This is a genomic window from Actinoplanes sp. NPDC051411 (assembly GCF_040682075.1).
Taxonomy (GTDB): Bacteria; Actinomycetota; Actinomycetes; order Mycobacteriales; family Micromonosporaceae; genus Actinoplanes.
The window spans coordinates 1-13,048 of the sequence record NZ_JBFBAD010000208.1 but is presented as its reverse complement, the minus strand read 5'-3'; the positions used below and the strand labels follow the sequence as shown (position 1 = coordinate 13,048).

At 71.5% G+C, this 13,048-nt stretch carries 12 protein-coding genes and 1 pseudogene; 9 read left to right on the top strand and 4 right to left on the bottom strand.

The window, feature by feature from the left end; genetic code table 11:
* The 4 genes and pseudogenes from AB0M88_RS50720 to AB0M88_RS50705 all read left to right on the top strand — a co-directional run.
* A pseudogene (locus AB0M88_RS50720) lies at positions 1-1,419 on the top strand (pyruvate dehydrogenase (acetyl-transferring), homodimeric type); the annotation flags it as partial.
* 193 nt (positions 1,420-1,612) lie between these two features.
* The gene (locus tag AB0M88_RS50715; protein ID WP_364115091.1) at positions 1,613-2,854 is read left to right on the top strand and encodes an MFS transporter; all 1,242 of its coding nucleotides are present in this window, start codon (positions 1,613-1,615) and stop codon (positions 2,852-2,854) included.
* Between the two features lie 24 nt (positions 2,855-2,878).
* Positions 2,879-4,285: a glutamate--tRNA ligase gene (gene gltX / locus AB0M88_RS50710; protein WP_364115089.1), complete on the top strand. Its 1,407-nt coding sequence runs from the start codon at positions 2,879-2,881 to the stop codon at positions 4,283-4,285.
* A gap of 368 nt (positions 4,286-4,653) precedes the next feature.
* Complete coding sequence (locus AB0M88_RS50705; RefSeq protein WP_364115087.1) at positions 4,654-5,319, top strand: hypothetical protein; 666 nt, start codon at positions 4,654-4,656, stop codon at positions 5,317-5,319.
* Positions 5,320-5,534: 215 nt separating this feature from the next.
* Here the strand turns inward: AB0M88_RS50705 and AB0M88_RS50700 are convergent, their stop codons facing one another.
* The 4 genes from AB0M88_RS50700 to AB0M88_RS50685 all read right to left on the bottom strand — a co-directional run bounded on the left by AB0M88_RS50700 (position 5,535) and on the right by AB0M88_RS50685 (position 7,810).
* A complete protein-coding gene (locus AB0M88_RS50700; RefSeq protein WP_364115085.1) occupies positions 5,535-6,317 on the bottom strand; it encodes a hypothetical protein in 783 nt (260 codons plus the stop codon).
* Between the two features lie 106 nt (positions 6,318-6,423).
* The gene (locus AB0M88_RS50695; protein WP_364115083.1) at positions 6,424-6,900 is read right to left on the bottom strand and encodes a sigma factor-like helix-turn-helix DNA-binding protein; all 477 of its coding nucleotides are present in this window, start codon (positions 6,898-6,900) and stop codon (positions 6,424-6,426) included.
* A gap of 46 nt (positions 6,901-6,946) precedes the next feature.
* Complete coding sequence (locus AB0M88_RS50690) at positions 6,947-7,516, bottom strand: helix-turn-helix domain-containing protein (protein WP_364115081.1); 570 nt, start codon at positions 7,514-7,516, stop codon at positions 6,947-6,949.
* Positions 7,517-7,588: 72 nt separating this feature from the next.
* Positions 7,589-7,810, bottom strand: coding sequence for a hypothetical protein (locus AB0M88_RS50685; protein ID WP_364115079.1), 222 nt, complete (start codon positions 7,808-7,810; stop codon positions 7,589-7,591).
* 218 nt (positions 7,811-8,028) lie between these two features.
* Between AB0M88_RS50685 and AB0M88_RS50680 the strand changes: the two genes are divergently transcribed.
* From AB0M88_RS50680 to fabF, 5 genes are all read left to right on the top strand, one after another.
* Positions 8,029-9,219 carry a helix-turn-helix domain-containing protein gene (locus tag AB0M88_RS50680; RefSeq protein ID WP_364115077.1) on the top strand — a complete coding sequence of 397 codons (1,191 nt, stop codon included), beginning with the start codon at positions 8,029-8,031 and terminating at the stop codon, positions 9,217-9,219.
* Positions 9,220-9,385: 166 nt separating this feature from the next.
* A complete protein-coding gene (locus AB0M88_RS50675; RefSeq protein WP_364115075.1) occupies positions 9,386-10,339 on the top strand; it encodes an ACP S-malonyltransferase in 954 nt (317 codons plus the stop codon).
* The gene (locus AB0M88_RS50670) at positions 10,336-11,286 is read left to right on the top strand and encodes a beta-ketoacyl-ACP synthase III (protein ID WP_364115073.1); all 951 of its coding nucleotides are present in this window, start codon (positions 10,336-10,338) and stop codon (positions 11,284-11,286) included. The genes AB0M88_RS50675 and AB0M88_RS50670 overlap by 4 nt, the downstream gene beginning before the upstream one ends.
* 35 nt (positions 11,287-11,321) lie before the next feature.
* On the top strand, positions 11,322-11,564 hold the full coding sequence (locus tag AB0M88_RS50665) for an acyl carrier protein (protein WP_184953034.1): 243 nt from the start codon (positions 11,322-11,324) through the stop codon (positions 11,562-11,564).
* A gap of 1 nt (position 11,565) precedes the next feature.
* A complete protein-coding gene (fabF, locus tag AB0M88_RS50660; protein ID WP_364115070.1) occupies positions 11,566-12,792 on the top strand; it encodes a beta-ketoacyl-ACP synthase II in 1,227 nt (408 codons plus the stop codon).
* Positions 12,793-13,048 lie beyond the last annotated feature (256 nt).

Below are 13,048 nucleotides of genomic sequence, written 5' to 3'. Positions count from 1 at the left end.
GACATCAGCGACAAACAGCTGGAGGAAAACCCGTACCTTCCGCCCTATTACCACCCGGGCGAGAAGTCCGACGAGATCCAGTACCTCCAGGAGCGCCGGCGTGAGCTCGGCGGCTACCTGCCGTCCCGCAACACCAAGGTCATCCCGCTGAACATCCCCGACTCGAAGGCGTTCGGCGACGTCAAGCGGGGCTCGGGCAAGCAGAAGGTGGCCACCACGATGGCCTTCGTCCGCCTGCTCAAGGACATCATGAAGGACAAGGACTTCGGCGCCCGCTGGGTCCCGATCATCCCCGACGAGGCACGTACGTTCGGGATGGATTCCCTGTTCCCGACCAAGAAGATCTACAACCCGCACGGCCAGACCTACACCTCGGTCGACCGGGAGCTCTTCCTGTCGTACAAGGAGGCGACCAACGGCCAGATCCTGCACGAGGGGATCAACGAGGCCGGGTCGACGGCGAGCTTCATCGCGGCCGGGACGTCGTACGCGACGCACGGCGTACCGATGATCCCGCTGTACATCTTCTACTCGATGTTTGGCTTCCAGCGAACTGCGGACGAGTTCTGGGCGGCCTCCGACCAGATGACCCGCGGCTTCCTGCTCGGCGCCACCGCCGGCCGCACCACGCTCAACGGTGAGGGCCTGCAGCACGAGGACGGGCACTCGCTGCTCATCGCGGCGACCAACCCGGCGGTCGTGGCCTACGATCCGGCGTTCGCGTTCGAGATCGCGCACATCATGGAGAACGGCCTCCACCGGATGTACGGCGAGAAGCCGGAGAACATCTTCTACTACCTCACCCTCTACAACGAGCCCATCCTGCAGCCCGTCGAGCCGGAGAACGTGGACGTGGAGGGCCTGCTCAAGGGCATCTACCTCTACTCGCCGGCGCCCGAGACGAACGGGCCCAAGGCGCAGGTCCTGGCGTCCGGCACCGGCATGCAGTGGGCGCTCAAGGCCCAGCAGCTGCTGGCCCAGGACTGGGGCGTGGCCGCCAACGTCTGGTCGGTGACCAGCTGGACCGAGCTGCGCCGCGACGCGGTCGAGGTCGAGGAGCACAACCTGCTCAACCCGGGCGACCAGCCGAGGAAGCCCTACATCCAGCAGAAGCTGGAGCCGACCAAGGGTCCCGTGGTCGCGGTCAGCGACTTCATGCGGGCCGTGCCCGACCTGATCGCCCGCTGGGTGCCGAACGAGTACGTCTCGCTGGGCACCGACGGCTACGGCATGAGCGACACGCGACACGCGCTGCGGCGGCACTTCCATGTCGACGCCGAGTCGATCGCGGTCGCCGCCCTGCGCCAGCTGGCGGCGAAGGGCAAGGTGCCGTCGCACGTGCCGGCCGAGGCCGCCAAGAAGTACGCGATCGACGACGTCACGGCCGCCCCGGTGGGCGAGACCGGCGGCGACAGCTAAGCAGGTCTGACGAGCCGCCGTCCGGGACTCCCGGGCGGCGGCTCAGTCGTTTCGTCAACCAGCACCGCCTCATCCCCCTCAAGCGCACCATGGCCACCGCGCGACACCTTCCGTAAGCTGCGAGTGACGAGGCCTTCCGGAGCGGGGCGTCGATCCCTTAACCTCCGAAGAAATTTCACGTTAGGGAGGCTGGATGGCCGTCGCGCACGGGGTTCCGGCACTTGCCGAACCCGTCATCCCGGTGCGTCGGCGGTGGATCGGCCTGCTCTTCGCCGCCAACCTCGGCCTCTGGATGGCGTTCTTCACCCCGGTCCAGATCGTGCTGCCGGAGCAGGTCGAGGCCCTGGTCTCGCACGACAAGGAGCTCTGGCTCAGCCTGGTCACCGGGGTCGGCGCCGTGGTCGCGGTGATCGTCAACCCGCTGGCCGGTGCGCTCTCCGACCGCGCGCGGCCCCGGTTCCGCGGGAAGGCCTACGGCCGCCGCCACCTGTTCACCCTGAGCGGCATCCTGGCCTCGGCGATCGCCCTGCTCGGCCTGTCCGAGGCGAACAACCTGCTCGCGGTCACCCTGTGGTGGGCGCTGGCCCAGGTCGGGCTCAACGTCATGCTGGCCACGCTGACCGCCGCCGTCCCCGACCGGGTGCCGGTCAGCCAGCGCGGCCTGGTCTCCGGCTGGATCGGGATGCCGCAGGCGCTCGGCCTGGTCATGGGCGCCATCCTGGTGACCGCGGTCGTCACCACGATCGCCCCTGGCTATCTGCTGCTGACCATCGGCCTGCTGGTGCTGGCCATTCCGTTCGCGCTGTTCACCCCCGACGACGCGCTCGGGCCGGCGCCGGTCGCCAAGATCCGGTGGAAGCTCGACCTCAAGGGCAACCCCGACTTCGCGTGGGCCTGGGGCACCCGGTTCCTGGTCCAGATGGGCAACGCGCTCGGCACGCTCTACCTGCTCTATTTCCTGAGCGACGACGTGCACTACCCCGACCCCGACACCGGCCTGCTCTACATGATCCTGATCTATACGGTCGGGATGATCCTGACCGCGATGATCGGCGGCTACATCTCCGACCGCATCGGCCGCCGCAAGATCTTCGTGATCTGGTCGGGCATCCTGATCGCGATCGCCGCGACCCTGCTCGCGATCTGGCCCACCTGGACCGTCTCGCTGGTCGCGGCCCTGCTGTTCGGGGCCGGCTACGGCGTCTATCTGGCGGTCGACACCGCGCTGATCACGCAGGTGCTGCCGGCCGCCGCCGACCGGGCCAAGGACCTCGGCGTCATCAACATCGCCACCGCGCTGCCCCAGGTGCTGGGGCCCGCGCTGGCCGCCCCGATCGTCACCTACCTGGGCGGTTATCCCTCGCTGTTCGGGCTGACCGCGGCGGTGACCGTGGCCGGGGCGGTGGCCGTCGTGAGAATCCGCTCGGTGCGCTGAATACCCGCTGGGTAGTCTTACCGGGTGACCGTACGCGTACGCTTCGCCCCTTCTCCGACCGGCATGTTCCACGTCGGCAGTGCCCGGTCGGCCCTGCAGAACTGGATCTACGCCCACCAGCACGACGGCGTCTTCGTGCTCCGCATCGAGGACACCGACGCCGCCCGTAACCGTCCGGAGTGGACCGAGGGCATCATCTCGGCCCTCGACTGGATCGGCATCGAACGCGGGACCTACGAGGGGCCCTACTTCCAGTCGGCGTACGCGCAGGACCACGCCGCCGCCGCCACCCGGCTGTACGGCGAGGGCAAGGCCTACTACTGCGACTGCACGCGCGACGACGTGATCGCCCGCACCGGCAACCAGCACACCGGCTACGACGGCTTCTGCCGCGACCGCGGCCTGGGCCCGGGCGAGGGCCGCGCGCTGCGCTTCCGCACCCCCGACGAGGGCGAGACGATCGTCGACGACCTCGTCCGCGGCAAGCCCACGTTCGAAAACAAGCTGATCGAGGACTTCGTCATCGCGCGCAGCGACGGCTCCCCGCTGTTCCTGCTGGCCAACGTCGTCGACGACATGACCATGGGCATCACGCACGTGATCCGGGCCGAGGAGCACCTGCCCAACACGCCCAAGCAGCAGCTGCTGTGGGAGGCGCTGGGCGTGACCCCGCCGATCTGGGCGCACGTGCCGGTCATCGTCAACGAGAAGCGGCAGAAGCTGTCCAAGCGCCGCGACAAGGTGGCGCTGGAGGGCTACCGCGACGAGGGCTACCTGGCCGCCGCGATGAAAAACTATCTGATGCTGCTCGGCTGGGCCCCGTCCGGCGACCGCGAGATCGTCCCGTGGCAGGTCATCCTCGACGAATACCGGCTCGAGGAGGTCAACCACGCGCCGGCCTTCTTCGACGTGAAGAAGCTGCGGGCGTTCAACGGCGACTACATCCGGGCCCTCGCGCCGGACGAGTTCGCCGCGGTCTGCGCGCCCTGGCTGTCCGGCACCGAGACCATCCCGGCCCCGCCGTGGCGCCCGGAGGCGTTCGACGTCGAGACCTTCACCGCGGTCGCCCCGCTGGCCCAGACCCGCATCGCGGTGCTGGCCGAGATCGTCGACTACGTCGACTTCTTCTTCCTCGACGAGCCGGTGCGCGACGAGACGTCCTGGGCCAAGGCGATGAAGGGCGACGCGGCCGAGATCCTCGACGCCACCGCCGAAGCGTTCGAGGCGCTCGACGACTGGTCGGCCGAGCCGCTCAAGGCCGCGCTGGAGCGGGTCGGGCTCGCCCGTGAGCTCAAGCTGGGCAAGACCCAGGCGCCGGTCCGGGTCGCGGTCACCGGGCGCGCGGTGGGCCTTCCGCTCTTCGAGTCCCTGGAGGTCCTCGGACGCGAGCCGACCCTGCGGCGACTGCGGGCGGCGCGCGCCGCGCTCTGAGTCACTCCCTCTTTCGCGTACGCGGGTGCCCTCGGACGGCTGACGTCGTCCGGGGGCGCCCGCTTTTTGCCCCGATACCGCACATGGCGGTCGGGCCGCCATCGTTGCCCTTCATTCCGGTAACGAAATCGGCTGAGCGGGTGACCGCGGCTCCTGTTCGGTTGCGTGCTGTGGGTACTATTCGGCCGCTGATCAACGGCCGTCGTCGTCTCGGTCATCCCCAGATGGCTCCAATTCGTCCCGGCTCGAGATGCGCCCGGGCAGGGGTCCGGGAGAGGCTGAAAGGCGTCGGCGGTTCGCGCTCCACCGGCGCGGGCGACCAGCGGTGCAACGAAGCCATGTCCACCACGGGGCGGGGAGGCCGGACTATGGTTCGAACGGCGATCACGCGGCTCGTCGCGGCGGCCGGTGTGGCGGCCGTGGGCGTCGCGCTGGCGATCGGTGCCGGGGGTCCGGCGAGCGCCGCGCCCAAGACGCCGGCGCCCAGCGGGGTGCAGGTCGTCGGCGGCGATCTGCCCGGCGGCAAGGTCGCCGTGCAGCAGGCCACCCAGCCCCGCCTGTTCCAGACGCTCTACGACGAGGTCAGCTGGCTGGCCGCGGCCAAGCCGCAGACCGCCGCGCCGGCCGCGAGCAAGCTCGGCCCGAAATACACGATCACCGTCCTGGTCAAGAACGCGCCGTCCCAGGTCTACGACCTCTACCCGACGGCCGCCGGCGGCCCGCGGGCCCACCGCATGGCCAAGCAGCCGGGCAAAAAGGTGACCGACGGCTGGTTCTACGGCCGCTTGACGATGCCGGAGGCGCTGCGCGCGGCCGGCGCCCCGCTGAAGCCCAAGCCCGACACCATCAACGGCGGCATCGGCGGCGGCGTGGGCACCGACATCTCGCCCTCGAGCGACGCCATCGACCCGGTCGCCGGGGTGAACAGCTTCCTCGACCAGATCCGCCGGCTCTTCCTGCTCAACGGCGCGGTCCTGGTGGTCGTCCTGTTCGGCCTGGCCGGCGTCGCCTTCCTGATCCGCCGCCGCGTCTAGCCCGCTCCGCCGGCCACCCTCGCCCGATCCGCCCGGCCCTGGCCTGACTCCGGCCCGGCCCCGGTCTGGCTCCCCGCCCGACGCTGGTCTGACTCCCCCGCGCGACGCTGGCCTGACCCTCCGCCCGACCCTGGCCTGACCCTGCGCCCGACCCTGGCCTGTCCCTGCGCCAGACCCTGGCCTGACCCTCCGCCCGGCCCCGTCGGGCGCCTGGTCTAGTCGGCCTCGGGCACCGGGACCTTGAAGACCGGGCAGGCGTTGGACGACGGTCCGTCGCAGCCCTCCCCCGGGCCGAAGCCGGCGAGCAGCCGCGGATCGGTCGCCAGCTGCTCGACCTGGCTTCCGCTGAGCGGCGGCGTGGCCTCGGCCGGGTCGGTGGCGTCCCGCTCGCCGGTCGCCATCAGCGCGGCCGTGCGGCCGTCCGAGGTGCGGCGGGCGATCGCCTCGTTGACCTGCCAGTCCGGGTCGGTGCCCTCGCCGTAGCGCACGTAGTCGACGTCACCGCCGGCCCGGTCGGCGCGGGCGCAGCCGTCCTTGCCGTTGCGGCGCGGGAAGCAGAGCCCGTCCGGCCGGGCGAAGACCGCGACCTGGACCGTCCCGCGCGGCTGCCCGTCCGCCGTCCGCACGGAATACTGCCGCCAGCCGAAGCCGCGCTCCGGCGGCCGGGGCACGATCCGCAGGTGGGCGGCGTCGGCCAGCGGCACGATCAGGGCGAGCACCGGATCGGCGATCGCGGACGGCACCGGAACGGCCGAAGGCGTGACCGCCGGGCTCGCCGGAAGCGCCCGGGGCGATCCGCGGGCCGGCAGCAGCGTGGTGGTCAGCAGATAGCCGGCGAGCACGATGGTCGCGGCGATCACCGCTCCCGCGACCAGCAGCAGCCGGGCCCGGCGGCGGCGCAGCGCCTCGGCCCGGCGGAAGACCTCGTCGACCTCGTCGGTCAGCGCCGGCTCGCCGTCCAGCACGTGCCCGAGCAGCTCGGCCAGCGGCGCGGTCACCGGGCCACCGCCGTTCCCGCGCCGGCCGGCGGCCGGGCGGCCGCTCCGCCGCCGGCGGTCTCCGCGCCGGCTGGGAGCCGCGCCGCCGATGCGTCGCGCCCGCCGCTCACTGGGAGATCGCCACCTCGGCGCGGGCCAGCAGGCGCTCGAGGGCGGCCAGGCCGGCCTGCTCGTAGGCTTCGATGCGGTCGTCGTCCAGGTCGAGCATCGCGCCGGTGGCGTCCACGTCGAAGCCGTCCCAGTAGCGCAGCACCAGCACCGCCCGGCAGCGCGGGGTGAGCTTGTGCAGGGCGTCGAGGAGCAGGATCGACTCGGCTTCGACGCCTTCGGCGCCGCCCGACGCCACGAAGACATGCTCCCGGCGGCGGTTGCGGCGGCGGCACGCCTCCATCAGTTCGGCGTACGCGTAGACGTCCGGATCGGCCACGACGCCCCTTCGCGTGTCGGCCACGACCCGGGCCAGACAGGCGAGGGTGAGCTCGGTCGCCAGCTCCCAGTCGCCGCACATCAGGAACGCCGAGCGGCGCAGGTGCGGCAGGCGGCCGGCCACGAACTCGTGCAGACCATCGTCGTCGCCGGACATAAGCCCTTTATAGATCGGCAAACGCTCCAATCTGTGCCGAACGGGATCATCCGACCCGAACAGTGGCCTCGACGAGGCGTACGAGATCTTGAAGGTCCTCTTCGAACTCGGCCGCCGCCTTCCCCCGGTCGCCCAGCCCCGGCTCGGTGGCCGGAAGGCCACCGGTGACCTCGCCGGTGGTGTAACCGAGCAGGAACGCGCAGATCAGCCGGGCCAGCCGCGGGATGCGGGCGGCCGGCACCTCGGCGTCGTGCAGAACTCCGCGCAGCGCGGCGACGAGCCAGGACGCCGACGCCCCGGCCGCTTGCCGGTTGAGGAGCAGCGGGAAGGCGGCCGGATGCGCGTACGCCAGAGACCGGACCGCCCGACCGAGGGCGACCAACCGCCGACGCCAGTCGATGTCGGCGAGATCCTCGCCGACCTTCGAGCCGAGTTCCAGCGTGAGCAGGTCGACCAGGCCGTCAAGCAGAGCGTCCTTGCCGCCGACGTACGGATAGAGCGCCATCGACGTGAGCCCGACGCGCTCGGCGACCGCGCGCATCGACATGGCGGCCAGGCCGCGCTCGTCGACCAGCGCGAGAGCCTGGTCGAGGATCAGCCGTCTCTTGTCGTCCACGCCTCAAGGTGGTCAGACGCGCCCGCCCGGCGTGGCGGACGCGCCGGGCGTCTCACCCGGTCGAGTTAGCTCTCAGCACCAGCGGCCGGGCGGCCGGCCGCGGCCGACGGCACGACGGCGCGGGCGCACGGCACCGTGCAGGTGCGCACCGGCCCAGCCGCGCAGCTCGGTCCGGCAGCCGACCCGGCTCGGGCCCGGCACCACCGGCTCGTCCTCGGCCGGAGGTGGCGACGTCGTGTCGTCGAGCGCCGGATCGTTGTCGGCGGGCAGCGGCCCGTCCTCCCGTTCCACCATCTCGCCTCCCTCACCCTGCTGCTCGCGTTGTCTCACGTGCGCTTTGATCGGCACCCGGCCGGCCAGGTTTACCTCTGGCGGACCGGGAGTCCGTGTCGCTAGCACGACACCATGCCAGGTCACCGACCGAAATCGCGGCAGGGGCGCACCGCTACACCGGACAAATCTCCCAGATCGTGCGGTTCTTCCCGCGTTTCGCGACGTGGCAGGCTGATGGCGTGGCTGAGGCTCGACGCGGCGCGGGACAACCCCCTCTCGCCGTGACCCTGCGCCGGATCGACCGGCACACCGGGGCGCTGGCCAGCACCGCCGTGGCCCGGATGGAGGAGACACTCCCCTGGTTCCGGGCCCTGCCGGCCGATCAGCGCTCCTGGGTCATGCTGGTCGCCCAGGCCGGTGTGCGCTCGCTGGTCGAGTGGCTGCGCTCGGGCGGCACGATCGCCGAGACCACCCAGGAGATCTCCGACGACGTCTTCGCCGCCGCACCGCGAGCGCTGGCCCGGTCGATCACGCTGACCCAGGCCGTACAGCTGATCAAGGTCACGATCGACGTGGCCGAGTCGCAGGTCTCGTCGCTCGCCGCTCCGGGCGAGGAGGAGGCGCTGCTCCAGGCCATCCTCAAGTTCTCGCGGGAGATCGCGTTCTCGGCGGCCCGGGTCTACGCCCGCGCGGCCGAATCGCGCGGCGCCTGGGACGCCCGGCTCCAGGCGATGCTGGTCGACGCGCTGCTGCGCGGCGACTCCTCGGACGTGCTGGCCAGCCGGGCGGCCGCGCTGGGCTGGGCCGACGCGCCGCCGGTGGCGGTCGTGGTCGGCCGGTCGCCGGGCGGCGACATCACCGCCGTGCTGCACGCGGTCTACCGGGCCGCCCGCCGGGCCCGGTTCGAGGTGATCGGCGGGGTGCACGGCGACCGGCTGGTCGTGGTGATGGGCGGGGCGACCGACCCGGTGGCCAGCGCGAGCGCCCTGGCGGTCAGCTTCGGCGAGGGGCCGATCGTGGTCGGGCACGCCGTACCCTCGCTCGACCAGGCCACCGAATCGGCGCGGGCCGCGCTGGCCGGCTTCCGCGCGGCGCCGGCCTGGCCCGGGGCGCCCTCCCCGGTGACCGCCGAGGCGCTGCTGCCCGAGCGGACCCTGGCCGGCGACATGGAGGCGCGGCGGACGCTGCGGCACGACGCGTACGCGGCGCTGGCCAAGGCCGGCGGCGGATTGCTGGAGACCCTCGATGCGTTTTTCGCCGCCGGCGGGGTACTGGAGAGTGCATCCCGCGAGCTTTATGTGCATCCGAACACGGTCCGTTACCGGCTCAAGCGGGTGGCCGAGGTGACCGGGCTCTCGCCCCTGGACGGCCGGGACGCGTTCGCGCTGCGTTTGGCGCTCACGATCGGGCGTCTGGATCCTGCGAGCTAAATCACCTGCGGCTTCACATGATCATTCGGCGGTTCGAGCGGTTATAAACTCGCTCGAATCGGTAGAAGTCGACGAGTCGTTTGTAGGAACCCCACAACAGTCGTCGTAGGGTTTCGTCGTCGGCGGCTACCGCTACAACCGCCCGGATCCGGAAGAGTCTCTAGACGTGCTCGCCGTACTTTCTCCCGGCCAGGGTTCCCAGAAGCCCGGCTTCCTGACTCCGTGGCTCGACCTCGACGGCTCCGAGGCCCGGCTGCGGTGGTGGTCCGCCCTCACCGGCATCGATCTGCTCCACCTCGGCACCCAGGCCGAGGCCGACGAGATCAAGGACACCGCCCGCACCCAGCCGCTGCTCGTCGCCGCCGCACTACTGGCCGGCGGGCACCTGCCACTCGACCAGGTCAGCCTGGTCGCCGGCCACAGCGTCGGCGAGCTCGGCGCGGCCGCGCTGGCCGGAGTGCTCTCCCCCGAGGCCGCCATCGGCCTGGCCGGCGTCCGCGGCCGCGAGATGGCCGCCGCCTGCGCGCTCGAGCCGACCGGCATGAGCGCCGTGGTCGGCGGCGACCCCGCCGAAGTGCTGGCCACGATCGAGAGGCTCGGGCTCTACCCGGCCAACCGCAACGCGGCCGTTCAGGTCGTCGCGGCCGGCGCACTAGACGCGCTGGCCAAACTCCAGGCGGAACCACCCGCCGCGTCCCGGGTCCGGGCGCTGCAGGTCGCGGGCGCTTTCCACACCCCCTACATGGCGCCCGCCGAGACCGCGCTCGACGCGCTGGCCGGCGGCGTGACCGTGAACGACCCGGCCCGCACCCTGCTGTCCAACCTCGACGGCACCACGGTGGCCGACGGCCACGAAATGCTCCGGCGGCTGGTGCGGCAGGTGACCGCGCCGGTCCGCTGGGACCTCTGCATGGCGGCGCTCAAAGACCTTGGCGTCACCGGCATCATCGAGCTGCCACCGGCCGGCACCCTGGCCGGCCTGGTCAAGCGCGAACTCAAGGGCGACGGTGCCCCCGAGATCGTCACCCTCAACACCCCCGACGACCTACCCGCGGCCCGCGACCTGATCGCCCGCCACGGCGTCGCCTCTGAGATCGCGACCGAAGGAGCAGCACGATGACCGCGGGTTCCCGCATCGTCGCGATGGGCCATTACCAGCCCTCGCGCATCGTCACCAACGACGACCTGGCCGCCACGATCGACACCAACGACGCGTGGATCAAGGACCGGGTCGGCATCGCGGAGCGCCGTATCGCCGAGTCCGAGTCGGTCGCCGACATGGCCACCTACGCGGCCGAGAAGGCGCTGGCCGCCTCCGGTCTCAGCGCGTCCGACATCGACCTCGTCACGGTCGCCACGTGCTCGTCGATCGACCGCTGCCCCAACGTGTCGACCCGGGTGGCGGCCCGGCTCGGCATCACGGCGCCCGCGGCGTACGACCTGAACACGGCCTGCTCCGGCTTCTCGTACGCCCTGGGCACCGTCGACCACGCGATCCGCGCCGGCGCGGCCCGCAACGCCCTGGTCATCGGCGCGGAAAAGCTCTCCGACGTGACCGACTGGACCGACCGCACCACCGCCGTGCTCTTCGGCGACGGCGCGGGCGCCGCGGTCGTGACCGGCGTGCCCGACGGCGAGCAGGCCGGCATCGGCCCGGTGCTCTGGGGCTCGGCACCCGACAAGGGCGACGTGCTGAAGATCGAGGGCATCCAGCCGTACATCAAGCAGGACGGCCAGATCGTCTTCCGCTGGGCGACCACCGCGCTCGCCCCGTTCGCGATCGAGACCTGCCACAAGGCCGGCATCGAGCCTTCCGAGCTGGCGGCGTTCGTGCCGCACCAGGCCAACACCCGCATCATCGACGGCATCGTGAAGCGCCTCGGACTCGGCCCGGACGTGGTCGTGGCCAAGGACCTGATCGAGTCGGGCAACACCTCGGCGGCTAGTGTGCCGCTCGCGCTGTCCAAGCTCGTCGAGCGGCGCGAGGTGCCGTCCGGCGCCCCCGTGCTGCTCTTCGGGTTCGGCGGCGGTCTTACCTATGCCGGTCAGGTCGTCCGCTGTCCGTAAGCGGCATTTCCCACCATTGAAAGGAAACACCAGAAATGGCTACTCGCGAAGAGATCACCTCGGGCCTGGCCGAGATCCTCGAGGAGGTCGCCGGGGTCAACCCGGACGACGTCGCGGAGGGCAAGTCGTTCACCGACGACCTGGACGTCGACTCGCTGTCGATGGTCGAGGTCGTGGTGGCGGCCGAGGAGAAGTTCGGGGTCAAGATCCCCGACAACGAGGTCCAGAACCTGAAGACCGTCGGTGACGCGGTCAGCTACATCGAGGCGAATCACTGAGATGAGCAATGTAGACGTCGTCGTCACCGGGCTCGGCGCGACCACCCCGTTGGGCGGGGACGTCGCGTCCACCTGGGACGCCATGCTCAACGGCCGCTCCGGGGTGAGGCTCCTCACCCAGGAGTGGGCCCAGCAGATGCCGGCCCGGATCGCGGCCGAACTCGTGGTCGAGCCCTCCGAGGTCATCGACCGGGTGAAACTGCGCCGGCTGGACCGGTCCGAGGCGGTCGCCCTGATCGCCGCCCAGCAGGCCTGGGCCGACTCCGGCCTGGAAGACTCCGGGCTCGACCCGGAACGCCTCGCGGTCAGCTTCGGCAGCGGCATCGGCGGCGCCCAGACCCTCCTCGCCCAGGACGACATCCTGGAGGCTTCCGGCCCGCGGCGGGTCAGCCCGCACACGGTGCCGATGCTCATGCCGAACGGGCCCGCGGCCTGGATCGGCATCGACCTGAAGGCGCGGGCCGGCGTGCACGCCATGGCCAGCGCCTGCGCGACCGGCGCCGAGGCGCTGGCGCTCGGTCTCGACATCATCCGTTCCGGCCGGGCCGACGTGGTCGTGGCCGGCGGCACCGAGGCGGTCATCCACCCGCTGCCGTTCGCCGGCTTCACCTCGATGCGCGCCATGTCGACGCGTAACGACGAACCCGAGCGGGCGTCCCGCCCCTGGGACAAGGGCCGCGACGGCTTCGTCTTCGGCGAGGGCTCGGGCGCGGTGGTGCTCGAGCGGGCCGATCACGCCGCGGCTCGCGGCGCGCGGGTGTACGCCCGCCTGGCCGGCGCCGGCATCACCTCGGACGGCTACGACATCGTCCAGCCCGACCCGGAGTGCAAGGGCGGCATCCGCGCGATGAGCAAGTCGATCAAGGACGCCGGCCTGACCGGTGCCGACATCGTCCACGTCAACGCGCACGCCACCTCGACACCGGCCGGCGACATGGGCGAGATCATCGGCATCAAGACGGCGGTCGGCACCCATCCGGTCATCACGTCGACCAAGTCGATGACCGGTCACCTGCTCGGCGCGGCCGGCGCGCTCGAGTCGATCGCCACGATCCTGGCGATCCGCGACAGCGTGGTCCCGCCGACCATCAACCTCGACGACCCGGACGACCGCCTCGACCTCGACGTGGCGGCGCACAAGGCCCGCCCGCTCGACATCCCGGCGGCCATGAACAACTCGTTCGGCTTCGGCGGCCACAACGTGGCCCTGATCTTCACCCGCGTCTGACGAGTCGCACGACGGAGGCCCGGCCGATCTTCGGCCGGGCCCCTTTTTTGATCTTGGCTGCCTCACACGGCCGCTGACCGCCCCCACCCCGGCGCTGGGCGGGGCCGACTCAACCAGGCAGGTACGACAGTTTCCGCCCGTCATCCACAAGCGCTGGCTGTCTCACACGGCCGCTGACCGCCCCCACCCCGGCGCTGGGCGGGGCCGACTCAACCAGGCAGGTACGACAGTTTCCGCCCGTCGTCCACAAGCGCTG